Origin of the sequence: Shewanella sp. 2_MG-2023 (genome assembly GCF_030548905.1) — a bacterium.
Classification (GTDB): Bacteria; Pseudomonadota; Gammaproteobacteria; order Enterobacterales; family Shewanellaceae; genus Shewanella; species Shewanella electrodiphila.
In genome coordinates this window covers 1-23,888 of the sequence record NZ_JAUOSO010000029.1, presented here as the reverse complement: position 1 = coordinate 23,888, position 23,888 = coordinate 1, and the positions used below count along the sequence as shown (strand labels likewise).

Annotated in this window: 22 protein-coding genes and 3 tRNA genes; 7 read left to right on the top strand and 18 right to left on the bottom strand. The window is 42.0% G+C overall.

Annotated features, from left to right (window positions below; translation table 11 throughout):
* Positions 1–122: 122 nt before the first annotated feature.
* From Q4600_RS20290 to leuS, 11 genes are all read right to left on the bottom strand, one after another.
* Positions 123–1,301 (bottom strand): serine hydrolase, encoded by a 1,179-nt coding sequence (locus Q4600_RS20290; RefSeq protein WP_102528093.1) that lies wholly within the window; start codon positions 1,299–1,301, stop codon positions 123–125.
* A 253-nt stretch (positions 1,302–1,554) separates the two neighbouring features.
* Complete coding sequence (locus tag Q4600_RS20285) at positions 1,555–2,370, bottom strand: septal ring lytic transglycosylase RlpA family protein (RefSeq protein WP_303518369.1); 816 nt, start codon at positions 2,368–2,370, stop codon at positions 1,555–1,557.
* 16 nt (positions 2,371–2,386) lie between these two features.
* Positions 2,387–3,397 carry a lytic murein transglycosylase B gene (gene mltB / locus Q4600_RS20280; RefSeq protein ID WP_303518324.1) on the bottom strand — a complete coding sequence of 337 codons (1,011 nt, stop codon included), beginning with the start codon at positions 3,395–3,397 and terminating at the stop codon, positions 2,387–2,389.
* An 80-nt stretch (positions 3,398–3,477) separates the two neighbouring features.
* Positions 3,478–4,590: a rod shape-determining protein RodA gene (gene rodA, locus Q4600_RS20275; RefSeq protein ID WP_102528091.1), complete on the bottom strand. Its 1,113-nt coding sequence runs from the start codon at positions 4,588–4,590 to the stop codon at positions 3,478–3,480.
* Positions 4,587–6,443, bottom strand: coding sequence for a penicillin-binding protein 2 (gene mrdA, locus Q4600_RS20270; RefSeq protein WP_102528090.1), 1,857 nt, complete (start codon positions 6,441–6,443; stop codon positions 4,587–4,589). The genes rodA and mrdA overlap by 4 nt, the downstream gene beginning before the upstream one ends.
* Before the next feature lie 93 nt (positions 6,444–6,536).
* Positions 6,537–7,007 carry a 23S rRNA (pseudouridine(1915)-N(3))-methyltransferase RlmH gene (rlmH, locus tag Q4600_RS20265; protein ID WP_055025767.1) on the bottom strand — a complete coding sequence of 157 codons (471 nt, stop codon included), beginning with the start codon at positions 7,005–7,007 and terminating at the stop codon, positions 6,537–6,539.
* Entirely contained in the window at positions 7,007–7,336 is a 330-nt protein-coding gene (gene rsfS / locus Q4600_RS20260; protein ID WP_102528089.1) for a ribosome silencing factor, read from the bottom strand. Before rsfS ends, rlmH begins: the two co-directional genes overlap by 1 nt.
* A 99-nt stretch (positions 7,337–7,435) precedes the next feature.
* Positions 7,436–8,107: a nicotinate-nucleotide adenylyltransferase gene (gene nadD, locus Q4600_RS20255; RefSeq protein ID WP_303518366.1), complete on the bottom strand. Its 672-nt coding sequence runs from the start codon at positions 8,105–8,107 to the stop codon at positions 7,436–7,438.
* A 35-nt stretch (positions 8,108–8,142) separates the two neighbouring features.
* Complete coding sequence (gene holA / locus Q4600_RS20250; protein ID WP_303518316.1) at positions 8,143–9,174, bottom strand: DNA polymerase III subunit delta; 1,032 nt, start codon at positions 9,172–9,174, stop codon at positions 8,143–8,145.
* The gene (gene lptE / locus Q4600_RS20245; protein ID WP_303518363.1) at positions 9,174–9,668 is read right to left on the bottom strand and encodes an LPS assembly lipoprotein LptE; all 495 of its coding nucleotides are present in this window, start codon (positions 9,666–9,668) and stop codon (positions 9,174–9,176) included. Before lptE ends, holA begins: the two co-directional genes overlap by 1 nt.
* Before the next feature lie 182 nt (positions 9,669–9,850).
* Positions 9,851–12,430 (bottom strand): leucine--tRNA ligase, encoded by a 2,580-nt coding sequence (gene leuS, locus Q4600_RS20240; RefSeq protein ID WP_303518314.1) that lies wholly within the window; start codon positions 12,428–12,430, stop codon positions 9,851–9,853.
* Positions 12,431–12,550: 120 nt separating this feature from the next.
* Here leuS and Q4600_RS20235 point away from each other — a divergent pair, with 120 nt between their 5' ends.
* Positions 12,551–13,051 (top strand): zinc ribbon-containing protein, encoded by a 501-nt coding sequence (locus tag Q4600_RS20235; protein WP_102528085.1) that lies wholly within the window; start codon positions 12,551–12,553, stop codon positions 13,049–13,051.
* 45 nt (positions 13,052–13,096) lie between these two features.
* On the opposite strand, the gene Q4600_RS20230 is transcribed toward Q4600_RS20235, so the two are convergent.
* The 7 genes from Q4600_RS20230 to Q4600_RS20200 form a co-directional block, all read right to left on the bottom strand.
* Positions 13,097–13,591 (bottom strand): prepilin-type N-terminal cleavage/methylation domain-containing protein, encoded by a 495-nt coding sequence (locus Q4600_RS20230; protein ID WP_303518310.1) that lies wholly within the window; start codon positions 13,589–13,591, stop codon positions 13,097–13,099.
* A complete protein-coding gene (gene lnt, locus Q4600_RS20225; protein ID WP_303518362.1) occupies positions 13,588–15,117 on the bottom strand; it encodes an apolipoprotein N-acyltransferase in 1,530 nt (509 codons plus the stop codon). The genes Q4600_RS20230 and lnt overlap by 4 nt, the downstream gene beginning before the upstream one ends.
* Before the next feature lie 46 nt (positions 15,118–15,163).
* Entirely contained in the window at positions 15,164–16,042 is an 879-nt protein-coding gene (corC, locus tag Q4600_RS20220) for a CNNM family magnesium/cobalt transport protein CorC (protein WP_102528082.1), read from the bottom strand.
* A gap of 50 nt (positions 16,043–16,092) precedes the next feature.
* Positions 16,093–16,581, bottom strand: a complete 489-nt coding sequence (ybeY, locus tag Q4600_RS20215; RefSeq protein ID WP_102528081.1) for an rRNA maturation RNase YbeY — start codon at positions 16,579–16,581, stop codon at positions 16,093–16,095.
* The gene (locus tag Q4600_RS20210) at positions 16,571–17,662 is read right to left on the bottom strand and encodes a PhoH family protein (protein WP_248954400.1); all 1,092 of its coding nucleotides are present in this window, start codon (positions 17,660–17,662) and stop codon (positions 16,571–16,573) included. Before Q4600_RS20210 ends, ybeY begins: the two co-directional genes overlap by 11 nt.
* A 142-nt stretch (positions 17,663–17,804) precedes the next feature.
* Positions 17,805–19,232: a tRNA (N6-isopentenyl adenosine(37)-C2)-methylthiotransferase MiaB gene (gene miaB / locus Q4600_RS20205; protein ID WP_303518304.1), complete on the bottom strand. Its 1,428-nt coding sequence runs from the start codon at positions 19,230–19,232 to the stop codon at positions 17,805–17,807.
* A 93-nt stretch (positions 19,233–19,325) separates the two neighbouring features.
* Positions 19,326–20,006, bottom strand: coding sequence for a hypothetical protein (locus tag Q4600_RS20200; RefSeq protein ID WP_303518301.1), 681 nt, complete (start codon positions 20,004–20,006; stop codon positions 19,326–19,328).
* A 97-nt stretch (positions 20,007–20,103) separates the two neighbouring features.
* Between Q4600_RS20200 and Q4600_RS20195 the strand changes: the two genes are divergently transcribed.
* The 6 genes from Q4600_RS20195 (at position 20,104) to Q4600_RS20170 (ending at position 23,888) form a co-directional block, all read left to right on the top strand.
* Positions 20,104–21,330 (top strand): FAD-dependent monooxygenase, encoded by a 1,227-nt coding sequence (locus Q4600_RS20195; RefSeq protein WP_303518298.1) that lies wholly within the window; start codon positions 20,104–20,106, stop codon positions 21,328–21,330.
* Between the two features lie 148 nt (positions 21,331–21,478).
* Positions 21,479–22,066 carry an aminoacyl-tRNA hydrolase gene (pth, locus tag Q4600_RS20190; RefSeq protein ID WP_102528076.1) on the top strand — a complete coding sequence of 196 codons (588 nt, stop codon included), beginning with the start codon at positions 21,479–21,481 and terminating at the stop codon, positions 22,064–22,066.
* A gap of 106 nt (positions 22,067–22,172) precedes the next feature.
* Positions 22,173–23,264, top strand: a complete 1,092-nt coding sequence (gene ychF, locus Q4600_RS20185; protein WP_303518294.1) for a redox-regulated ATPase YchF — start codon at positions 22,173–22,175, stop codon at positions 23,262–23,264.
* A 215-nt stretch (positions 23,265–23,479) separates the two neighbouring features.
* A tRNA-Met gene (locus Q4600_RS20180) sits at positions 23,480–23,556 on the top strand.
* 120 nt (positions 23,557–23,676) lie between these two features.
* Positions 23,677–23,761: transfer RNA gene (locus Q4600_RS20175), tRNA-Leu, on the top strand.
* Positions 23,762–23,813: 52 nt separating this feature from the next.
* A tRNA-Gln gene (locus tag Q4600_RS20170) sits at positions 23,814–23,888 on the top strand.

Here is a 23,888-nt window from a genome sequence, read left to right as displayed (position 1 = left end):
ATATGGGGTAATTATACTGTAATACAAGGCTTATAACACAGAGTCTATGCATTTATCCTAAGCATAAAAAATTAAAGCCACCCGAAGGTAGCTTTAATTATTAGATTCTCTACTGGTACTGATTAACTAAACCAGCCTTCAAACATTTGCTTGAAGTAATCCATCAGTTTGCTAAACCAGCTACCTTCGTTAACTTCATTAAGTGTAACAAGTGGGAACTCAGCAATATCTTTACCATTAAGTTGGAAGAAGATACGGCCTACAGTTTCGCCTTTAGCTAATGGCGCTGTTAGTGGTTTAGTTAGCTCGAAGTTTGCTTCTAGGTTTTTCGCTTGACCACGGTTAATGGTAATAGGCGTATCAGTTACGACACCTAAATCAACGTTTTCACGATCGCCGTACCAGATTTTCTGGGTGACAAAAGTATCACCCGCTTTATACGGCGTGATTGATTCAAAGAAACGGAAACCATAGTTAAGCAGTTTTTTACTTTCAGCTTTACGCGCTGATTCACTGTTTGTGCCCATCACTACTGTGATTAAGCGCATACCATCATTGGTTGCTGAAGAAACTAAGTTATAACCAGCGCCTGAAGTATGACCGGTTTTAATGCCGTCAACGTTAAGGCTGTTATCCCACAATAAACCGTTACGGTTATATTGTTTGATACCGTTAAACGTAAACGATTTTTCTGAATATACACGGTATTCATCAGGAACGTCGCGGATTAAGGCTGCGCCTAACAAAGCCATGTCATAAGCCGTGGTTTTGTGATTGTCTGAATCTAAACCATGAGAGTTTTCAAAGTAACTTTGGGTCATGCCAAGTTGCTTTGACCATGAATTCATTAAATCAACAAAGCCATCTTCTGTACCAGCAATATGCTCAGCCATTGCAACACAAGCATCGTTACCTGATTGAATGATGATGCCACGGTTAAGGTCTTCTACAGTGACTTTCTTGCCAACTTCGATAAACATTTTAGAAGAGTCTGGGAAGTTTTTAGACCAAGCTTTTTTACTGATGGTCACTTCATCTTCTAGTGAAATATTACCTACCTTAACTTCGTGACCAATCACATAGCTGGTCATCATTTTAGTTAAGCTGGCAGGGTTTAGCGATTCGTAGGCATTGCTTTCAGCGATAACACGGCCTGAGTTGTAGTCCATTAAAACGTAAGCTTTAGCGGCAACTGTTGGTGCATTTGGCATAACCATGGGTGCATTGGCTGCGTGAGAAGATAAAGATACAGCGGAAAGCAGCAGCAAAGATTTAAGCGGAGTGTTAACAATATTCTTCATTGAGTTTGCACATCTCTGGTCAGTCGTGAAAGAAGTAAGGTCGTTTATCAATTATTATCTATATTACAGCTGGTTAAATAAAAAGTAGCTAACTACTTTAGCTGATTTACATAGTGATACGACATAATTAAAAAGATTATACCATTAGTCGACCTCAATTTGGCATTAAGGTTCCTTAACACAGGTTATTAACTGAAGTCGGATGTCATATTTACAATCTTTAAATTTGATTACAAAGTTGAATTAAGCGCGACTACTTTTTTGTTGGCGCTCTTAAATAACTTTGTGGGTAGCCATCTTGTTTGATTTGCAGCAATAATTTATTCGCAAGATAACTTTGACCAATGGGGCCAAGTAACAAGCGATAAAAACCATTAGCAGACTCAACAGTAGCTGGCACTTTATATTTTGCTTCAAGCTCTTTGGCGAGCACATTGATCCTTACTTGATCTTTAGAGGCTACCACTTGGATGATATGCACACTGTCATCTTTGAGTTCATCCAATGCCATCGACTCGGGTGATTCAATGTGGATGGTTTCAATATTCACCTTAGCGGTGCCATTTCCAAGCATGTCGAGTTTATAAGCGGCGGCATAGGATAAATCTATGATGCGACCTTCATGAAACGGGCCGCGATCATTCACACGTACAATCACTTGCTTATTGTTCGCTTCGTTAGTGACTTTAACGTAACTAGGCAAGGGTAAAGTTTTGTGCGCCGCAGACATAGAATACATGTCGTAGGTTTCGCCATTGGAAGTTAAATGACCGTGAAACTTAGAACCATACCAAGAAGCATAACCACTTTGGCTAAAGTCTTTGGCACTCGGCATCACAGTGTAGGATTTACCACGGACAGTATAGGTGCGTTTATTACCTTGGCGGCTATAAGGTTCGTATTTAGGATGCGCATCTTCAACTTTACTTACATCAGGAGCACTTTGCGGCGCGCGATCGTTTTTCATTTGATAACGGTCATCTTGACTAGTAGAAGATGAACTTGAACAAGCACTCAGTAGCCCCAGTAAGCTTAATGTGCTGATGCTCAAAATCGTTCTTTTTTGCATTGATGAGTTAATCAGATTAATTAGCATGGTAAGCGGCTTCTAACTGTTGGCTAAACTGATAAACCGCCATTGCATATAACGGACTGCGGTTATAACGGGTGATCACGTAAAAATTATTTAAGCCTAACCAGTATTCTGTCGCTTCTGGTTGATCCAATTTCACGAGTAAAGCACGTTGAGATGCATCGATGTCTTTCGCTTTTGCAAGGCTCAAGGTTGGCGTTAAAATGTCGGCAACGGTTTGAGTTGGTTTTCCTTTCACCCACACTTTGGCTTTTGGTGCTGTATCTACAGTGTGGTTAAGCTCTAGCGTCACAGGTGCGCCGCGCTGCCAACCATGTTGGTGGAAGTAGTTAGCGACACTGCCAATGGCATCTTGTTTATTATTCAGTAAGTCACGACGACCATCACCACTGAAATCAACTGCGTAATGACGATAGCTTGATGGGATAAATTGGCCAAAGCCCATAGCACCAGCGTAAGAACCTTTTAGGTTGTCATTATCTAATTGTTCTTCTTTAACCAATGACATTAAGTTGCCAAATTCACTGCGGAAAAAAGTCGCTCTAGGTGGGTAATAAAACCCTAAGGTGTATAACGCATCTTGGACTTTATAGTTGCCCATATAGCCGCCATAAAAAGTTTCGATACCAATAATAGCCACAATGATTTGCGGGTCCACTTGGAATTTGTCTGCAGCATTGTTGATGGTTTCAGCATTGTCATGCCAAAATTCCAAACCTTTTTCTAAGCGTTTGTCAGTCAGAAAAATGGGATAGTATTGATGCCAAGGCTTAGCTTCCCAAGGTTTAGATATTGCATCTAACACAGCTTGATTATGATTTGCTGTTGCGAGGAAATCTTTGACTTCTTGCTCTGAGAACCCTTTATTTACTTGGTCACTGATAAAGGCCTGCTTGAGCGCCGTCACTTCTGAACTGTCCGCGGTGTTTATCTCAGTTGCTTGGAGACTTGAGCAACTCAGTAGTAAGGCTAAACCAGCAGCGAATGTCGTTTTTAAATGCATTAACAATCCTTTTGTCATGTTTGTTTTATCATGTTGGCATTATTTGTTACCTGCCTAAAGCCGAATATACAGCGTAAAGCTTAACGGTCTATGAAACGTCGATGAGTATGAATACTCATTAATATGCCAAAACCAATCATCAAGGTCATCATTGATGTACCACCATAACTGACTAAAGGTAACGGTACACCAACAACAGGTAAAATGCCCGATACCATGCCTATATTCACAAAAATATAAACGAAGAAGGTTAAGGTAATACTGCCTGCAAGTAACCTTGCAAAACTGGTTTGTGCACGAGATGCAATCACTAACCCACGGCCAATAATATACATGTAAAGTGCAAGTAAGATTAAACTACCAATTAGGCCAAACTCTTCACCAACCACTGCAAAAATAAAGTCGGTGTGCCTTTCAGGTAAAAACTCTAACTGAGATTGCGAACCTTGTAGCCAACCTTTGCCCCATAAACCACCAGAGCCAATTGCAATTTTTGATTGGATAATATGGTAACCCGCGCCTAGGGGATCTCGCTCAGGATCAAATAATGTCATGACTCGTGTGCGCTGATAATCATGCATTAAGAAAAACCACAATATCGGCAGTAATGCCAATACTGCAGCGACACAGGAACCGACAATAACCCAACTCATGCCTGATAAAAACAATACAAAAACACCTGATGCCGCAACCAAGATTGAGGTGCCTAAATCAGGTTGTTTGGCGATCAATAAGGTTGGGATTAATAAGATAACTAATCCCCCCGCTAAATGACGTTTTTTAGGCGGCAGTGGAAATTTACTGATATACCACGCCATGGTAATAGGGAAGGCAAGCTTAATCAGCTCTGATGGCTGGAACTCCATAAAACCTAAGTTTAGCCAGCGCTGTGCCCCTTTGTTAATGGTGCCAAAAAAGTGTACTCCAAGCAGTAATATGATGCCTGCTATGTAAATAGGCAGTGCCCAACGCCGCAATATTTCAGGATTTATTTGCGCAAAAACAAACATGACAAACAAAGACAAACTGAGTCGTACTAGCTGTCTTTCCATCATGGCTGCGTCTTCACCACTGGCGGAATAGATTACGAATAGCCCGAATACCATTAAGGCTAATAAGCCGAGAAGCAAAGGTAAGTCTATGTGTAACTTTTGCCAAATATTCTTTTTATGGGGGTGGTGTGAGGCATTCATTCTGCCACCTTCCATTCGTCACGTAACATATATTCGTCCAATAAGGCGCGGGCAACAGGGCCTGCGTTAACGCCGCCCCAACCGGCATTTTCTAGCACTACTGCGAGGACTATTTTAGGGTTTTCATAAGGGGCATAAGCAATGATCAATGCGTTGTCTCTAAGATGCTCTGCAATCGTGTCAGAATCATATTTTTCATCTTGCGCAACACTGAATACCTGTGCAGTACCGGTTTTCATTGCGGCAGTGTATGTGGCGTCAGTAAAGCGCGATTTGTGCGCTGTGCGGCGCATCGCCTCGTTAATAATCTCCCAATTATTATCATCATTTAGGCTGATGGGTTCTCGTTCATCAATTGGGGTGTCTATCTTAGAGGTTTCATCTTTGAATGATTTAAGCAAATGCGGTGTGAAGCGTGTACCACGATTAGCCAAAATAGTGGCTGCATTGGTTAGTTGTAGTGGCGTTGTGGTCCAATAACCTTGACCAATACCCACTGAAATGGTGTCACCAATATACCAAGGCTGGTTATAGCGCATGCGTTTCCAATCTTTGGACGGCATGATGCCATTGGCTTCTTCATAAATGTCGATACCACTTGGTTCACCAAAGCCAAATTTGGACATAAAGGCTGCCATTTTATCGACACCGACTTTGTAGGCAAGGTCATAAAAAAACGTATCGCAAGAGTCCATAATAGAGCTATAAACATCAACCCAGCCATGGCCCCAACGTTTCCAGTCACGATACTTTCGTTCAACGTTAGGAATTTGCCAAAAGCCTGGATCCCAAATGCGGGTTTTCTCAGTAATGGTTTTTTCTTCGAGGCCTAATAAGGCAACATGAGGCTTAATAGTCGATGCCGGCGAATATTGTCCTTGTGTTGCTCGGTTAATTAGCGGTCTAGATGTGTCATTTAGTAGAGCACTGTAGGCTTTAGTGCTAATGCCATGGACAAATAAGTTAGGGTCATAGGTAGGGCTTGATACCATGGCAAGTACGCCACCATCTTGGGGATCGATTGCCACCACTGAACCACGACGTCCATCGAGTAATTCCATGGCTTTTTGTTGCAGTTTTAAATCTAAAGTTAAGTAGATATCTTGCCCAGGTGTTGGCGGCGTGGCTTTTAAAGTGCGAATAACACGGCCACGGTTGTTCACTTCTTCTTCTAAATGCCCTGGTTTTCCAAGCAAGAGACTTTCATAGTATTTTTCAATGCCTTGCTTACCAATGTCATTGGTTGCAGCATAATTTTTCCATTGGCCTGATTTTTCAAGTGAGGTTCTATCTCGGGCATTAATTTTACCCACATAACCCAGTACATGGGTCATGAGACCTTCATAGGGGTAATGGCGTTTAAGACCTGCTTCGACTCTAAAACCTGGGAACTGATGTTGATTAACACTGAAGGTAGCAACTTGCTCTTCAGTCAGGCGAGATTTAATCGTCAATGGTTTGAAGCGGCGATGATAGCGAAGTCTTTCAGTGATAGTTTCACGCTCATCTGCACTTAATTCAATATACTCGTTAAGTTTATCTAGTGATGCGCTTATGTCTTTGGTTTTTTCAGGAATAACTTCAAGAGTATAAAATGGTTGGTTTTCAGCGAGTAACTGACCGTGTCGGTCATAGATAAGTCCACGACTTGGTGCTACAGGTACAACACGGATACGGTTATCGTTTGAGCGAGTTTCATAATCTTGAAATGAGACAACTTGCAACTGATACAAGTTGGAAAGCAATATGCTGATTAGGATAAACACGCACAGGAAAGTAAACAAAGCACGACGTTTGAATAGCGACGCCTCGGCAGCGTGGTCGTGCATGGCAATGCGCTTTTTTGGCGACACTTAAGCTTTCTCCGATAGGTTCAGGCTGACAAATTCAGCTTAGCTATATTAGCTGAATTAACTTCACTTTTACCAGAGGTTTACCGATTAGGCTTATTCTCTGTGGTAGGGATGGTTGTTATTTATGCTCCATGCTCGGTAAAGGCTTTCTGCAACCAAAACGCGAACTAATGGATGGGGTAGCGTGAGGGCTGATAAACACCAACTTTGACTAGCGGCAGCTTTGCAATCAGGTGCAAGGCCTTCAGGACCGCCAATCAACAAACTGACATCGCGGCCATCAAGTTGCCATTTACTGAGTTGCTGAGCAAGTTGGGGAGTCTCCCAGTTCTTGCCTGGCAAATCTAGGCTTACAATGTGATTGCCTTTGGGCACAGCTGCTAGCATAAGTTCGCCTTCTTTTTGAAGAATGCGTGCTATATCAGCATTTTTACCGCGCTTCCCAGCAGGGATCTCGATGAGTTCTAACGCCATATCTCGAGGGAAACGACGTTGATACTCTTCAAACCCGCGGGTGACCCAATCTGGCATCTTAGTGCCAACAGCAATCAGTTGTAACTTCATTAGGCGTCGTTTTCAGTCCATAGCTTTTCTAGGTCATAAAATTCGCGTGTTTGCTGCTGCATCACGTGTAAAATTACGCCACCTAAATCAACGAGTACCCATTCACTGCTATCACGGCCTTCAACACCTAATGGTTGGTTACCAGCAGTTTTAGCTTCAACAATCATGTTTTCTGCAATAGCGCGAACATGAGTTTTTGATGTACCAGAACAAATTACCATGTAATCAGTAATGTGTGATTGGTTTGCCACGTCTAGTACCACAACGTCTTTGGCTTTCAGGTCGTCGATCTTATCGACAACAAAATCTTTTAATTCCGTGCTCTGCACGTCACTTACCTCAATATGTAAAAATAACGGAGCATTATACGCAAAATACCCTAGCTAGCGCAATTGAAGCCGTGTTCAATTAAGCATCTAAAATCGCTTTTACTTATTTTGGTACAGATGATGCTCACAAATGTATTGTTGGATCACAAAGGGCAGCATATTAGCGATCTCTGTGTTAACAAATACTTTCGTGTTGTGCGTTGTTTTTTGTTGTTCAAAGGGGACATTTTTGAGGAAACGACGAATTTCTGTTGAGGAAATATCCTGCAAGCTAACATCGACAGGGAATATTTTTCCCGTTTTAGCTAATGCGGGCACTTTTGTATTTTGAATTAACAAATCCGCCATCGGGCTGTTTTTGTCTAATTGCCAACCTGGACGCTGACAGACAACTAAGTGACATAAATTAAAAATGGATTGCCACTGGTACCAAGACGGTAGGTTGATGAACGAGTCTGTGCCCATGATGAAATAAAACTGATGCTGAGGATATTGTTGTGTTAGCAGTTCCAGTGTCGTTGCGCTATATGACGGCGTATCGCGATTAATTTCAATATCGCACACTTCAAAATGGTCATATTGCTGGCAAACAAGTCGCGCCATCGCTAAGCGGTGTTGGCTGCTGACTTGGGTAGTCTGTTTGTGCGGTGGAATATGATTGGGCATTAACCAAATTTTATCGAGCCCAAGTTGCTGCTGAACTTCTATAGCGGGTTTGATATGACCGAAGTGAATTGGGTCAAAGGTGCCACCTAATAACCCAATTTTCATTCCTGCTTGATGATGACTATTGCTCAAAATGGGGCTCATGTTTGCAGTTCTATATGCGCTAAACGCCGATGAGCATTAGGATCAAACAGTAAGCATAAGTGGCTCATAGCAGTCCAATCTTCAATACCTTGTTGTTTAAGGTTCATTTCCATTTTTGACGCAAAGGCCAGCATGTGTTCAATTTGGCTGAGGGTTAAGCGGGTTAAAGCCGCTTGGTATAATGGCTTACGTTTATCCCAAATCCGATGTTGTTGCCATAAACTATTTAGTTGAGCGCCTTGTTCTACAGCAGTCTTAAGGTTGAGTAATACATTAAGCTCTTTAAATAGCGCCCACATCAAAATTGGCATTGCAGTGCCTTCGCCATTGAGCTGCACCACCATATGCTGAGCATGTTTTTGATGATTACCCAGTAAGGCATCTGTCAGTTGAAACACGGTAAAGCGAGATTGATCTTCAAAATAATCGGTTAAATGATCACTATGAATTGGCTCATTAGGGCTAAGTAACTGCAGTAATTGTAATGCTTGTTCTGCTGCGAGCAAATTACCTTCAAACAAGTTAAACAGCATGGCTTTTGCATCCATCTGTACGTGTAACTTGTAATGACTAATACGGTTATCTAACCAACGCTGAAATTGCTTACCTTCTGGCGTAGTACAAGGTAAGTATATACCTGCTGCATCAAGGGTTTTGAACCACTTACTTTTTGTTTCAGCAGAAAGCTTAGGCCCATGAATTAATAAGATGATGTCTGGATTGGGATTTTGCATCATCGAAATGAATGCAGCAGAACCTTCAGTGCCAGGTTTTGCCTGAGGTAGAGTGAGTTCGATAATGCGGCGACTGGCAAACAAACTCATGGATTGCCACTCTTGAATCAAATCATTCCAACTAAAACCGGTTTCTTGGGTTAGGTGAACACGTTCATCAAATCCGTGTTTTTTAGCCGCCGTTAGAATCTGTGCTTTACAGTTTTCAATCAGCCATGGGTCATCACCGAAGAGTAAGTAACAGCCTTGAGGGCTTTTAAGATGTTGGCTTATTTGATCTGGGTAAACCCGCATTAATTCACCTCAATGGAGGCCAGAGTTTGAATAATATTGTCGGCGGCCTGAATACGCATTTCTTTGACCAACATTTCCATTTCACGACTTTTTGCTAATGCTGTACGTGGATCGTCTTGATAGTCACGACGAATTTCTGTTTGGAATATTTGTGGTTCAGACTCAGGTAGTGTGAGTGAGTAATTCACTAAATAAATGAGCTCGTATTCAGCGACGTTACCTGTCGGGTACAGAGACAGTGTTGCACGCTCAAGAGAATCATTTACCAGTCTTAGGGTAGGCGTGGTATCTGATGCTGGAACCGTTGAAATAGCATGAATACGTAGGCGATCGCTGACTAAACGTGACAGTTCACTGTATTGATCGTTGGTGCTTAAATGCAATTCTTCAAGCTCGACTGGAATAGAATAACTGCGTTGTAATTTAAAGCCGCAACCTGCAGTGGTTAATATAACCAGTGCCATCATTGCCAAGCTAATGCGTTTTATTAGCATCACTAGTATCGGCATCCTTTTACTTAACTTTTAAATAGAATTTATTGCTTTCGCAACCCTGATAGTAGATTACAGGGAAATAAGAAAGGTTGCTAATCAATAGCAACCTTTCTGTTGGTATAAGCAATGTGTGATGCATTTGGCTGTTACTTTTGAAATAACAGCAAACGCACCATTATCGTTTACTTAGCAACGATATTTAACAGCTTACCCGGGACGTAAATAACTTTACGAACGGTGACGCCTTCAACAAACTTCAGCACATTCTCATCAGCTAAACCAAGGGCTTCAACTTCTTCTTTAGAAGCGTCAGCAGCAACAGTGATTTTAGCGCGAAGCTTACCGTTAACTTGTACGATGATAAGTTTGCTGTCTTCAACTAATGCTGATTCATCAACTGTTGGCCACAAGCTGTCTTCGATATCTGTTGTATTACCTAAAGCAGTCCACAAGCTGAAACTTGTATGTGGAATGATTGGGTAAAGTAAACGAGTCACTGCGGTTAATGCTTCTTGCATTAGGGCACGGTCTTGCTCATTGGCAGACGGTGCTTTTTGCAATTTGTTCATTAATTCCATGATCGCAGCAATCGCAGTGTTGAACATTTGACGACGCTCAATATCATCGCTGACTTTGGCAATGGTCTTATGCAGTTCACGGCGTAGTGCTTTTTGATTGTTGTCTAGGGCTTTAGGGTCTAATGCAACCACTTCGCCTTGGGCAACATGATCGTGTGCCGTTTTCCAGAAACGCTTAATGAAACGGTGCGCACCTTCAACACTTGATTCTTGCCACTCAAGGGTTAATTCAGGCGGCGCTGCAAACATCATGAATAAACGGACTGTGTCTGCACCGTATTTATCAACCATTTCTTGTGGGTCGATACCGTTATTCTTAGACTTCGACATCTTGCTCATGCCGGTGTAAACCAGTTCATGACCTTCGCTGTCGATTGCTTTGACTACACGGCCTTTGTCATCAGTTTCTTGAACTGTTACATCAGCTGGTGAAACCCACACACGTGCGCCTTTCTCGTTGTTATAGTAATAAGCATCTGCCAATACCATACCTTGAGTCAATAAGCGTTTTGCTGGCTCATCAGAGTCAACTAAACCGATATCACGTAATAATTTGTGGAAGAAACGGAAGTACAGAAGATGCATACAAGCATGCTCGATACCACCGATGTATTGATCCACTGGTAACCAGTAGTTAGCTTTAGCAGGATCAAGCATTTGATCTGCATGCGGGCTACAGTAACGTGCGTAGTACCAAGAAGATTCCATGAAGGTATCAAAGGTATCTGTTTCACGCAGTGCTGGTTGACCGTTAACTTCGGTTTTAGCCCACTCTTTGTCGGCTTTAATCGGGCTTTGAATACCGTCCATTACGACATCTTCAGGTAAGATAACCGGAAGTTGTTCAGCTGGCGTTGGCATTACCGTGCCGTCTTCTAAGGTCACCATTGGAATTGGCGCGCCCCAGTAACGCTGACGAGATACACCCCAGTCACGAAGACGGAAGTTAACTTGACGTTTACCTTTGCCTTCAGCAGTTAGTTTGGCATCAATAGCATCAAATGCAGCTTGGAATTCAAGTCCATCAAATTCTGCAGAATTAAACAGTACACCTTTGTCAGTAAATGCAGCTTCACTGATGTCGACTTCGCTATCTGCTGGCTTAATCACAGCTTCAATCGAAAGACCGTATTTTTTAGCAAACTCAAAGTCACGTTGATCATGAGCGGGTACAGACATAACCGCGCCAGTACCGTAGTTCATTAATACAAAGTTACCTACCCAGATTGGCACTTCTTTGCCTGTTAATGGGTGAACAGCATTAAGACCAGTAGCAACACCTTTCTTTTCCATCACAGCCATAGCAGCTTCAGTGGTATCAACGTTTTTACATTCTTCGATGAATGCCGCTAAATCAGGGTTGCTCTTTGCCGCTTGCTCTGCCAGTGGGTGACCACTTGCAATTGCAACATACGTCACACCCATTACGGTGTCAGGACGTGTGGTATAGATATCGAATGTCTCATCACTGTTAGCAACATTAAAGGTCATTTCGATACCTTCACTGCGGCCAATCCAGTTACGTTGCATAGACTTAACCTGTTCAGGCCATTCGTCTAGCTGATCGATGTCATTTAATAGTTCTTCAGCGTAATCGGTGATCTTGATGAACCACTGAGGAATTTCTTTTTGAACCACCTCAGTGTCACAGCGCCAGCAACAGCCGTCTTGTACTTGCTCGTTAGCCAGTACCGTTTCATCATTTGGACACCAGTTTACAGAAGCTGTCTTTTTGTAGACTAAGCCTTTTTCATAAAGCTGGGTGAAGAACCATTGTTCCCACTGGTAGTACTCAGGCGTACATGTGGCGATTTCACGGCTCCAATCGTAACCAAAACCTAATAGCTTAAGTTGGTTCTTCATGTAGTCGATATTTTCGTATGTCCACGGTGCTGGGGCAGTCTTATTATTGATTGCCGCATTTTCAGCAGGTAGGCCGAATGAGTCCCAACCAATAGGTTGTAGAACATTTTTACCTTGCAAACGTTGGTAACGAGCAACAACATCACCTATGGTGTAGTTACGGACGTGTCCCATGTGAAGTCGGCCAGACGGATAAGGGAACATAGAGAGACAGTAGAACTTCTCTTTGTTTTCATCTTCTGTTACTTCGAAGGTTTTTTTGTCTTCCCAGTGCTTTTGCACTAAGGCTTCAATTTCTGAGGGATTATATTGCTCTTGCATCAATCTATTCCGGCCTATGCCGCCCATTGTTTGATCTAACGCTAAAAAGCGCGAGTGAGATCTGCATAGAATAAACTAGAAGTGATGCATTAAAAAGGTTCAGATGAAGGAGTATTTTTTATGAGTGGACGAAGTTCAGCGTTATTAGCGCTTTATCACACGCTTTTTGAGCAAGTTAAGCAGCGTTATGATGAAGATAACTCATTGACAGCAAAGAGCCTTTTTGCATCAATAACCCAGTGTAAAGATTATTTGCAACTCAAATCTGATGCAGGTGAAGATGAGTTAGCTTTAGTAGAAGAATTTTTAAAGCGTGACATTGCAAGTTACCTAAAAGACGAAAATGCCGATAATCTTAGTTATAGCCCAACGGTGATCACCTTAGAAAACACCCTTTGGCACTGGTTAGGTGAAATTACTGACCGCAGCCAAGTTGAGTGGCATGAGATTGCTCAAGATTTCAAACACAAAGGCTTTTATATGTCAGGTGAAGTGATTAATCAGGGCAAAGTGATTTGTACTGAATGTAATCATGAAATGAATATTGAGTTTCCGAGCTTAATTCCTGATTGCCCGCAATGCGACAATGAAATGTTTACCCGAGAATCGTTAGCGCCTTAAATTTTGAGGTTGCACATTTAATGGTTACTAGCTGTGTTTAAACGGCTAGCAACCAGTTGTGACATTATTATATTGCGGCCCAGTGGTTGCGTTACTGGCTTGTACGTAGTGAAAATAACAATTGTCATCTAACACCTTACCGTCATCATTGAGATCATAGCCGATAAAAGTATCGGCAATACCTTGATACTCAATGACAAAGCCGTTATCCAAGATCAACCATTCTTCAATATCGGTATTATCCAAATAACCCCATTTAAGACGTGTATTAAAACTGCCATCACCTTCAAGGTCGATATCAAGTAAGTCAGCTCTATTGTTGACAGTTTGGGTAGAGAAGCTGCTCATTTGCGAGCGAGCATAGACTAAGTTATTTGCGGATTTTGCACTGGCATTTAGCTGAGATAAACCGCTAATACGGGCTTCAGTGGACATATTGATAAATTTTGGCGCAGCAATAATTGCCAGTATGGCCAAAATAATAATCACCACAACAAGTTCTATTAAGGTAAAACCTTGATTAAATCGTTTCAAGCTCAATCAGGTCTGCCTTTTTTCCAAAGGATGATTTGTTGAGTTAACCCTATCAAAAACAACAAACCACAGAGTAATAATAATGGTGTTTGGCCAATACGTTTAAACCACGTTTCACCGTTATATAACGGAACATCTGCAACTAATACGCCTTGTTTAAATTGCGGGATTTGATGGGTAATACGACCGTGAATATCTACCACAGCTGTTACACCATTGTTGGTTGCTCGAACTAGTGGACGGCCTAATTCAATTGAGCGCATTTGGGCTATTTCCATGTGTTGCAATGGACCAATTGTATCGCCAAACCAAGCATCATTTGAAACCGTTAACAGTAAATCGGTATCTTCATCGATATTGGCGCGCAGTTGCTCAGGAAACACAATTTCGAAGCAAAGAGCAGGGGCTATTTGATAGCCCATGGCATTTAAGTTTTGCTGTTGATAAGTTCCGCGCCCAAACGATGACATAGGGAGATTAAAAAACGGCGCTAATGGTCTTAACAGGCTTTCAAACGGGACAAATTCACCGATAGGGAGTAAGTGATGTTTTTTGTAATCATTGGTGCCATTGCCTTGATAGTCACCTTGGGGCTGCACTGACTGATTGGCGTTACCCAATACAATAAGTGAGTTATAAAATTCTTGCTGCTGTGTGCTGATAATACCGGTAATGATGGCGCTATCATTCATATTCGCCACTTTATCGGTATTATGTAAAAAGTCTCCCACCATTGACTCTGGAGCGGGTACTGCAGCTTCTGGCCAGACGATAATATCGGCATCAAAGTTTGGACGGCTTAAATCCATATATTTAAGCAGTGTCGGCCATAACGCATCAGGCTCCCACTTCATGCTTTGTTCGATATTGCCTTGCACTAACGCCACTTTAACGGTTTCGCCGCGAGGGGTAATGTCAGAGATTAATGGCGTAACGATTGTCGCAATGATAATGCTGGCGGTGATGACCGCTGCACTGATAAAACGTTTCTTTAACACTAAAACAATGCTGCCGCAAAACAGAGCGATGAGATAACTTAATCCTAGTGCGCCAATAACGCTGCCAAGTTCAGAAATCGGTCCCTGGGTTTGACTGTAGCCAGCCCATAACCATGGGAACCCTGTAAGCACCCATCCACGCATCCATTCAGTTAATACCCAAAGTGCAGGGAATAAACCGAGATACTGAAAGGCATGATGCCAATGTTTAAAGTGCGGATACTGACTAAGTCTTGCGGTGAGATACCCCGCTAATGCAGGGTATAGCGCTAAATAAAATGCCAGTAATGCCATAAGCCCCATTGAAACGAATAACGGTAATCCGCCAAACGTATCAATACTGACATGGACCCAGCTGATCCCAAAAGCAAAACAACCAAAGCCGAAACTTAGCCAATGAAAGAAGTTTTCTTTAGGGGTTAAGTGTCGGCTTTGATAGAGAACAAATATCATTGCCGCGGGGTAGAAAGCCCATATTGCGTAAGGAGCAAAGGCGAGAGTGGTACTCGCGCCCGCAGCAAAAGCCGTCACCATCTTTAATAGTGATGACTTCGAGATATTTATTTTTTTAAACACAGTGTTAGTCGTCGTTATCTTCTTGAAGTTTAGGATCTGGTAACTTAACGCTAAGTTGAATTAACCGTCTTGTATCAGCGTTAGTGACTTTAAACTCGATATTATCGATAAGTACACTTTCATTGCGCTCTGGTAAATGACCAAAGGCGTGTGACACTAAACCGCCGACAGTATCAAATTCTTCATCGCTGAATTGAGTACCGCAAGCTTCGTTAAATTCATCAATAGGGGTACGTGCTTTAATCATAAACACGGTGTTACTGATTTTTTTGATTTCCGTATCTTCTACTGAACTATGGTCGAATTCATCTTCAATTTCACCGACGATTTCTTCCAAGATATCTTCAATTGTGACAAGACCGGATACCCCACCATATTCATCGACCACAATGGCCATATGATATCGCTGGGAGCGGAATTCTTTGAGTAGCACATCGACACGTTTGCTTTCTGGAACCACTACAGCTGGCCTGATGACTTGATGCAGTGAGAAAGGTTGGTCTGATTGCTTGAAGCCATACTTAAGCAGATCTTTTGCAAGCAAAATGCCTTCGATATGGTCTTTATCTTCGTTGACTACAGGAAAACGAGAGTGAGCTGATTCTATTACTGTTTTCAGTAATTCATCAACTGTGCTATCGATTTGTAGTGTGACTATTTGGCTGCGAGGGATCATGATATCGCGTACGCGTAATCCTGAAACTTCTAATACGCCATTCATCATTTCACGGGTATCTTCAGTAATTAAATCACGCTCTTCAGCGCCCGCAATGACCTCTACGAGATCTTCGCGATTTTGAGGTTCGCCCTGAAACAACTGACCTATTTTGTCAATCCAGTTTTTTTTACGGGCGTTGGTACTCGGTGGGATGTCGTCACTCATAATATTTTACTAAATCATCGGAGGCATTTACATGCAATCCTTTGACTTATTTATGCTTCCTTATACGGATTTGAAAAACCTAAGCCTTCAATGAGTTGAGTCTCTAATGACTCCATTTCTTCAGCTTCGTTGTCGATAATATGGTCATAACCTAGCAAATGCAAGCAGCCGTGAATAACCATGTGGGCCCAATGTGCTATAAGGGGCTTATTCTGTTGTTTTGCTTCGAGTTCTACGACTTCAGCGGCAATGATTAAATCACCTAAAAGTGGTAATTCAATCCCTGGAGGCGCCTCGAAAGGAAAAGATAAAACATTGGTAGGTTTATCTTTCCCGCGGTAAGTATGGTTAAGCTGCTGACTTTCACTGTTTTCGACAATGCGAATCGTTAATTCAGCCGTTTCCATGGTATTACCGAGTGCTGTTTTAACCCATAACTCAAACTCATCTTGAGTTGGTAATTGTTGCGGGTCATCAACGGCAATTTGTAAATCTAGCTCTAAATCAAGCTTTGAAGCTACGTCAGAGTTAAGCGTCATTTTTTACCACTCCAACAGTATTAGCATCTTCATTGCTCATTTGTTCATTAAATGCATTCTGACGTTGTTTATATTGGCGCTCTTTTTCAGCTTTTAGTGCCAGTTCTTTTGAATCAAATGCTTCATAAGCTTCAACGATGCGGGCAACAATCGGGTGACGAACCACATCTTGAGACATAAAGAAGTTAAAGCTAATGTCATTGACTTCGCTGAGCACTTCAATTGCCTGGCGTAGTCCTGACTTTTGACTGCGCGGTAAATCGATTTGAGTAATATCACCAGTGATGACCGCGCGTGAATTAAAGCCGATACGGGTTAAGAACATTTTCATTTGTTCAACAGTGGTGTTCTGGCTTTCATCTAAAATCACAAAGGCATCATTTAAAGTACGGCCGCGCATATAAGCCAGCGGGGCGATTTCAATGATGTTGCGCTCAAGCAGTTTTTCAACTTTCTCAAAACCTAACATTTCAAACAAAGCATCATAAAGTGGGCGTAAATACGGGTCGACTTTCTGGCTTAAATCACCCGGCAAGAATCCGAGTTTTTCACCGGCTTCAACCGCAGGACGTGTTAATAGAATACGACGAACTTCTTGACGTTCTAATGCATCGACTGCGGCAGCAACAGCTAAAAAGGTTTTACCTGTACCAGCAGGCCCAATACCAAAGGTGATGTCATGTTTAGCAATGTTTGCCACATAATTAGCTTGGTTTGGATTACGCGGCTTGATAATGCCACGCTTGGTTTTAATGTGCAGGGTATCGTCTTCAGCAGAAGATTCAGCCTCAAGATTAATCACTTCTTGAATGGCTAAATGGACTCTTTCAGGCTCAAGATCAGGCGTGCTGCCTTTAACCGTTTGGGTTTCAATATAAAGCTGTTTCAATAAATTATTGGCATTAAAGGCATTACGAGGCAGACCAACAATTGTGAAATGATTGTTTTTGTGGACAATCTCAACACCTAGACGGCGCTCAAGTTGCTTAATGTTGTCATCATAAGGACCACATAATGAGGCTATTCTTCGAGTCTCAGCAGGCTCGAGATACAAATTCATGGTTGTAACTTTAGTGGACAAAAATAATGCTCCAAAAACGATATGTTTATTAACAAAGAGTCTACGAGTGTTGTATTTAAAATACCACGGTATTTAGGTAAAAGCACAATAAAGGCGGCTTATAGCCGCCTTTATTAACTAAATATCATCACTAGATTATGACTTAATTAGGGGTAAATTGGGTTACGCCTAAATCATCATCAGTTTTGTGTTTAGCTAAAATGTCAGACGGACGCAAACTACGACGTAAATCCATTTCATCTTCTGCGCGAACAAATACGCCACGTAAAGAGTTGGTGTATACGTCAACGATTTCTACGTCAACAAACCCGCCAATGCTCTTAGGGTTACCTTCGAAATTCACTACGCGGTTATTTTCAGTACGACCGCGAAGCTCCATTGGATTCTTTACTGAAGGACCTTCAACTAAAATACGTTGCACAGTACCTAACATTTGACGGCTGTAACGCATCGCTTGCTGGGTGATTCGGTCTTGTAAAATAGCCAGACGCTGTTTCTTTTCAGTCATAGTGACATCATCTGGTAAGTCTGCAGCTGGGGTACCTGGACGAGCACTGTAAATAAAGCTGAAGCTGTGATCGAAGCTTACATCTTCAATTAACTTCATTGTGTCTTCAAAGTCAGCTTGGCTTTCACCAGGGAAGCCAATAATAAAGTCAGAACTGATATGAATATCAGGACGGGCTTTACGTAAACGACGAATAATTGATTTGTATTCAATCGCCATGTGGCCACGTTTCATGTTAGTCAAAATACGATCTGACCCTGATTGAACAGGAAGGTGTAAGAAGCTAACAAGTTCAGGAGTGTCTTCATATACATCAATGATGTCTTGAGAGAACTCAATCGGATGACTGGTTGTAAAGCGGATACGGTCGATGCCATCTATTGATGCCACTAAGCGCAATAACTCTGCAAAGGTACAAATTTGATCGTCGTGAGTCGGACCACGGAAGGCATTCACGTTTTGGCCTAACAGGTTAACTTCACGTACACCTTGTTCAGCTAGTTGAGCGACTTCTAGAATCACGTCATCGACTGGGCGGCTAACTTCTTCGCCGCGTGTATAAGGTACAACACAGAATGAACAGTATTTGCTACAACCTTCCATAATTGAAACGAATGCCGATGGACCATCAGCTTTTGGCTCTGGTAAACGGTCAAACTTTTCGATTTCTGGGAAGCTCACATCAATAACGGCTTTGTCGCCATTATTAATTTGGGTGATCATTTCAGGTAAACGATGCAAGGTTTGTGGGCCGAAAATGATATCAACGCATTGAGCACGTTCTTTAATTGCTTTACCTTCTTGTGAAGCAACACAACCACCGACACCGATAACTAAATTAGGATTTTTATCTTTTAAGGTTTTCCAGCGACCAAGCTGATGAAACACTTTTTCCTGTGCTTTTTCACGAATTGAGCATGTGTTAAGCAGGAGTACGTCTGCTTCTTCAGCATTCTCAGTCAAGGTGTAACCTTGATAATCGTCCAGCAAGTCAGCCATTTTAGATGAATCGTATTCATTCATCTGACAGCCCCAGGTTTTTATGTGTAGTTTTTTACTCATCAGATACGCCGTTCTATATACCACAGAAAAATAGCCGAGTATTTTAACTGCACAAAGGCTCGCTGGCTAGCCTTTGTGCACATCTAGTGAGCATTATTCTGAAAAGCTTAATACCCCTATTTTTTGCGAGTATTTATCTTGGTCGGCTAACTCGTTTGATTGATTGGTAAAAAAGCCTAATTGCTTGGCTATGCGCTGATTATCAAGGCGCGCTTGAGCGATTAAGTTTTGCTGTAGTTGATCTGCATGATAGTCAAACGAGACTAATTCATTGGCTTCTTGGACTGAAAAACCGAATTCTTTTGCCATTGCCACGTTATCTTGACGAGCTCTGGCAATAATTTGTTGTGGTAGCTCCCGATTAAAGCGTGTGAGTATTTCCGTGGTTTGTTGATATAAGGCATAATCAAACGAAGAACGGTAAATCACGGTGACGGTTTCCATTGGTTGCATTTGCGCTTGGGAAGCAACAGAAAATAATGCTGTGATAGCCAGTAAACTATGGGTAAACATTCGAGTGATGCTTGCTGATTTTCTGCCCTTTGGCATACGCTTTGATATAGCCTCAGGAATAGAAAGTAGGCCCGAATGGTTGCTGCTAATATTGTTAGAATGTACGTACGTGCTTTGACTAGACATAGTATCCTCTCTTACCTTGGCATGACGGATGTGGTGCAAGGTGTATTCATTAGACAGTTTCAGTATATGAAGAGGTTTACTGGTTAATGTGTCACCATTGTAAGCAGGTGTTGCTCTAAGATTAGATAGCAACATATCGACACGATTAAGCGATTTTAGACACGTTTGTACATATTTTAATCGTTACGGTTAATGCTAATAAGTACGAAAGTGCGATGAGAAGGGTTTAGCAATGCAAGATGCAGTTCAAGATAAGGCAAAACAAGATCTACAAGTACAACATGATGTGGTGATTGTGGGCGGCGGCATGGTTGGCGCAGCTGTCGCGGTAGGGTTAGGGCAGCTTGGCCTGAATGTCGCAATGATAGAAGCCTATCAACCAAAAGCCTATGAGCCTGAACAGCCCCTAGATCTTCGAGTGTCTGCTATTAGTGTTGCTTCAGAGCAATTGCTTGAGCGACTTGGGGTAATGGATGAATTGTTATCTTTGCGTCACGTGGCTTATAAAGGCCTAGAAACTTGGGAGGTGGAAGATTGCATCACTCAATTTCATGCAGATCAAATTGATGAGCCACATTTAGGCTACTTTTTTGAAAATCGATTAATTCAACTTTGTTTATGGCAAAAAATAGAGGCTATGGACAATATCACACTCTATTGCCCTGAAAGTGTCAGTCGTTTTGAGCGTGTAACCCTTGATGATCAACAACAGATAAAAGTCACTTTAGATTCTGGGACAGAAATCCGTGCAGCATTATTAGTTGGCGCTGATGGTGCTAACTCGCAAGTGCGTCAATGGGCTGGTATTGGTATTACTGGTTGGGATTATGCCCAATCAGCGATGCTTATTAATGTCGCCACATCCACTGAGCAGCAAGATGTCACTTGGCAGCAATTTACTCCAGCAGGGCCGCGCTCGTTATTACCGCTTCCTGGCAACAATGCTTCATTAGTTTGGTATGACAGTCGTAGCCGCATTAAACAGTTAATGCAGCTTAATCATCTGCAACTTGCTGAGCAAATTAAACAACACTTTCCGCAGCGATTAGACAGTGATTTTACTGTTATTGACCGTGGTAGCTTTCCGTTAACTCGTCGTCATGCGCAATCATATTGCCAAGATAATGTGGTGATTTTAGGCGATGCAGCTCACACGATTAACCCACTTGCAGGTCAAGGGGTGAATATAGGTTTTAAAGATGTCGACGTATTGATTGCGACTATCGCCGATGCGGTTGGTAATAACCGTCCATGGTGGACTGAAACCACTTTAAAGCAATATCAATGTAAGCGTTATAGCGACAACTTATTAATGATGTCGGCAATGGATGCATTTTATGCCGGCTTCAGTAATGACTTAATGCCGCTTAAGCTATTACGTAATGGTATGCTAAAACTCGCAAATCATGATAACCCTATCAAAAAGAAAGTCCTCAAATATGCATTAGGTTTAGCCTAAATCTAGGTTAAATAACACGCGGTAATTGTTGAGTTCAGTTTTGAGTGTTAAAATGCCGCGCTTTAGCGCCTTCAAATCACATTTCGGCAATTTTATTAGGATGATTTGAAGTCAGCGCGGTCATATTATTCGCTAAAAATGAGTGCTAATGAGTCAAATAAAACTAATTGTTGGTCTTGCCAATCCTGGTGCTGAATACGCACAAACTCGTCATAATGCCGGTGCATGGTATGTGCAAGAGCTAGCGCGCCTATGCGGCGCAACGCTTGTACCTGACAGTAAATACTTTGGTTTAACTGCCAGAGTGACGATTGATGGTAAAGACGTACGATTATTGATCCCGACCACTTTTATGAACCTTAGCGGAAAATCAGTAGGTGCATTAGCCAATTTTTTCCGAATTACACCAGAAGAAATATTAGTCGCTCATGATGAGCTTGATATGGAACCGGGCGTTGCAAAGTTTAAATTAGGTGGCGGTCATGGTGGCCATAATGGTTTAAAAGACATTATTGCTAAAATGGCCAATGACAAAGGGTTTCACCGCCTACGGATAGGTATTGGTCATCCTGGAGACAAAAATCGTGTTAGCGGTTATGTACTGGGTAAAGCGCCAGCAAGCGAACAAGAAAAGATGGATGCAGTGATTGATGAAGCAGTGCGTTCAACTGAGATTTTATTTAAGCAAGATATGGCGAAAGCCATGAACAGATTACATACTTTTAAAGCAGTTTAAATTTTATAGCCTATATAAAGGTAGTAAGGTTTTTCTGTTTCAAAGCAACTATTGATATTCACTGCCTCAGTTTCGATGCAGTTCAACATATATAAAGGTAACAAATATGGGTTTTAAATGCGGCATTGTGGGTTTGCCAAACGTAGGTAAGTCGACACTATTTAATGCATTAACAGAAGCAGGAATTGAAGCAGCTAACTTCCCGTTTTGTACCATTGAGCCTAACACAGGTGTTGTACCTGTACCGGATTCACGTCTAGATCAGTTAGCTGCGATTGTTAGCCCTGAGCGTATTTTACCAACCACAATGGAATTTGTTGATATTGCTGGTTTGGTAGCAGGCGCATCAAAAGGTGAAGGTTTAGGAAATAAGTTCCTTGCTAACATCCGTGAAACTGATGCAATTGGTCATGTTGTTCGTTGTTTTGAAGATCCAAACATCGTTCACGTTGCTAATAAAGTTGATCCAGCCGGTGACATCGAAGTGATTAACACTGAACTTGCACTTGCTGACTTAGATAGCTTAGAGCGTGCTATTTTCCGTCAACAGAAGCGTGCTAAAGGTGGCGATCAAGAAGCTAAGTTTGAAGTTGAAGTGCTTGAAAAAATGCGCCCAACATTAGATGAAGGCCAAATGTTGCGTTCACTAGAGTTAAGCAAAGAAGAGATTGCCGCTGTTGCTTACCTTAACTTCCTTACATTAAAGCCTACGATGTACATTGCTAACGTAGCTGAAGATGGTTTTGAAGATAATCCACATTTAGACGCTGTTAAAGCGATTGCAGAGACTGAGAATGCAGTGGTTGTTGCCGTTTGTGCTGCAATTGAATCAGAGCTTGCAGAAATGGATGCTGAAGACCGTGTTGAGTTTATGGCAGATCTTGGCCTTGAAGAGTCAGGTCTTGATCGCGTGATCCGTGCGGGTTACCAATTATTAGACTTACAAACTTACTTTACTGCAGGTGTAAAAGAAGTAAGAGCATGGACAGTACCAGTCGGTGCGAGTGCGCCACAAGCTGCGGGCGTGATCCATACTGACTTCGAACGTGGTTTCATTCGTGCTCAAGTAATGAGCTATGATGACTTTATCGAACATAAAGGTGAAGCTGGCGCTAAAGATGCGGGTAAATTACGTGTCGAAGGTAAAGGTTATATCGTTAAAGATGGCGATGTTATGCATTTCCTATTTAACGTGTAATCGGTATTTTCAAACTATAATAGTCTGAAGATCACCGTTAAAGAGTATTGAGGTTAACTTTATTAGGATATTTTGTCGATTTGGCGCTCAGTTTGGTGAACTTATAGCCGAACAACAACAATTGATGAAAATAGCTAAAAAAAGCAGTTGACCTCGATACCCTGAATAAGCATAATACGCCCCGTCCTCACGACGAGGGCAAGTAAGAATAAAGTGGCAATGTAGCTCAGCTGGTTAGAGCACAGCACTCATAATGCTGGGGTCGCAGGTTCAAGTCCCGCCATTGCTACCATCTTCTCTAGATGTAAAATAAGAGATTGCTGGTTAGTTAAAGTGATAACTTTAGAAATATGACCGGCAACCTTCTCAAGGTTAAATGAGCATCGTGTTCTGGATGAAAAACAGAGTCAGTGCGGGAGTGGTGGAATTGGTAGACACGCCAGATTTAGGTTCTGGTGCCGTAAGGTGTGAGAGTTCAAGTCTCTCTTCCCGTACCATTATTAAAAAAATTGGCTATGTAAATAGCGGGTTTTTTAAAAAGCTTTAGATTGGGATATCGCCAAGTGGTAAGGCACCGGGTTTTGATCTCGGCATCCCCAGGTTCGAATCCTGGTATCCCAGCCA

What these genes read in the sequence shown, in the direction of transcription:
- Q4600_RS20290 (WP_102528093.1), bottom strand. Translation starts at nt 1,301, where the DNA reads ATGAAGAATATTGTTAACACTCCGCTTAAATCTTTGCTGCTGCTTTCC.
- ychF (WP_303518294.1), top strand. Translation starts at nt 22,173, where the DNA reads ATGGGTTTTAAATGCGGCATTGTGGGTTTGCCAAACGTAGGTAAGTCG.
- Q4600_RS20200 (WP_303518301.1), bottom strand. Translation starts at nt 20,006, where the DNA reads ATGTTGCTATCTAATCTTAGAGCAACACCTGCTTACAATGGTGACACA.
- pth (WP_102528076.1), top strand. Translation starts at nt 21,479, where the DNA reads ATGAGTCAAATAAAACTAATTGTTGGTCTTGCCAATCCTGGTGCTGAA.
- leuS (WP_303518314.1), bottom strand. Translation starts at nt 12,430, where the DNA reads ATGCAAGAGCAATATAATCCCTCAGAAATTGAAGCCTTAGTGCAAAAG.
- rodA (WP_102528091.1), bottom strand. Translation starts at nt 4,590, where the DNA reads ATGAATGCCTCACACCACCCCCATAAAAAGAATATTTGGCAAAAGTTA.
- rlmH (WP_055025767.1), bottom strand. Translation starts at nt 7,007, where the DNA reads ATGAAGTTACAACTGATTGCTGTTGGCACTAAGATGCCAGATTGGGTC.
- Q4600_RS20195 (WP_303518298.1), top strand. Translation starts at nt 20,104, where the DNA reads ATGCAAGATGCAGTTCAAGATAAGGCAAAACAAGATCTACAAGTACAA.
- mltB (WP_303518324.1), bottom strand. Translation starts at nt 3,397, where the DNA reads ATGCATTTAAAAACGACATTCGCTGCTGGTTTAGCCTTACTACTGAGT.
- ybeY (WP_102528081.1), bottom strand. Translation starts at nt 16,581, where the DNA reads ATGACGCTTAACTCTGACGTAGCTTCAAAGCTTGATTTAGAGCTAGAT.
- corC (WP_102528082.1), bottom strand. Translation starts at nt 16,042, where the DNA reads ATGAGTGACGACATCCCACCGAGTACCAACGCCCGTAAAAAAAACTGG.
- nadD (WP_303518366.1), bottom strand. Translation starts at nt 8,107, where the DNA reads ATGAAAATTGGGTTATTAGGTGGCACCTTTGACCCAATTCACTTCGGT.
- miaB (WP_303518304.1), bottom strand. Translation starts at nt 19,232, where the DNA reads ATGAGTAAAAAACTACACATAAAAACCTGGGGCTGTCAGATGAATGAA.
- Q4600_RS20235 (WP_102528085.1), top strand. Translation starts at nt 12,551, where the DNA reads ATGAGTGGACGAAGTTCAGCGTTATTAGCGCTTTATCACACGCTTTTT.
- Q4600_RS20285 (WP_303518369.1), bottom strand. Translation starts at nt 2,370, where the DNA reads ATGCAAAAAAGAACGATTTTGAGCATCAGCACATTAAGCTTACTGGGG.
- lnt (WP_303518362.1), bottom strand. Translation starts at nt 15,117, where the DNA reads ATGGTGACGGCTTTTGCTGCGGGCGCGAGTACCACTCTCGCCTTTGCT.
- holA (WP_303518316.1), bottom strand. Translation starts at nt 9,174, where the DNA reads ATGCGGGTTTACCCAGATCAAATAAGCCAACATCTTAAAAGCCCTCAA.
- lptE (WP_303518363.1), bottom strand. Translation starts at nt 9,668, where the DNA reads ATGCTAATAAAACGCATTAGCTTGGCAATGATGGCACTGGTTATATTA.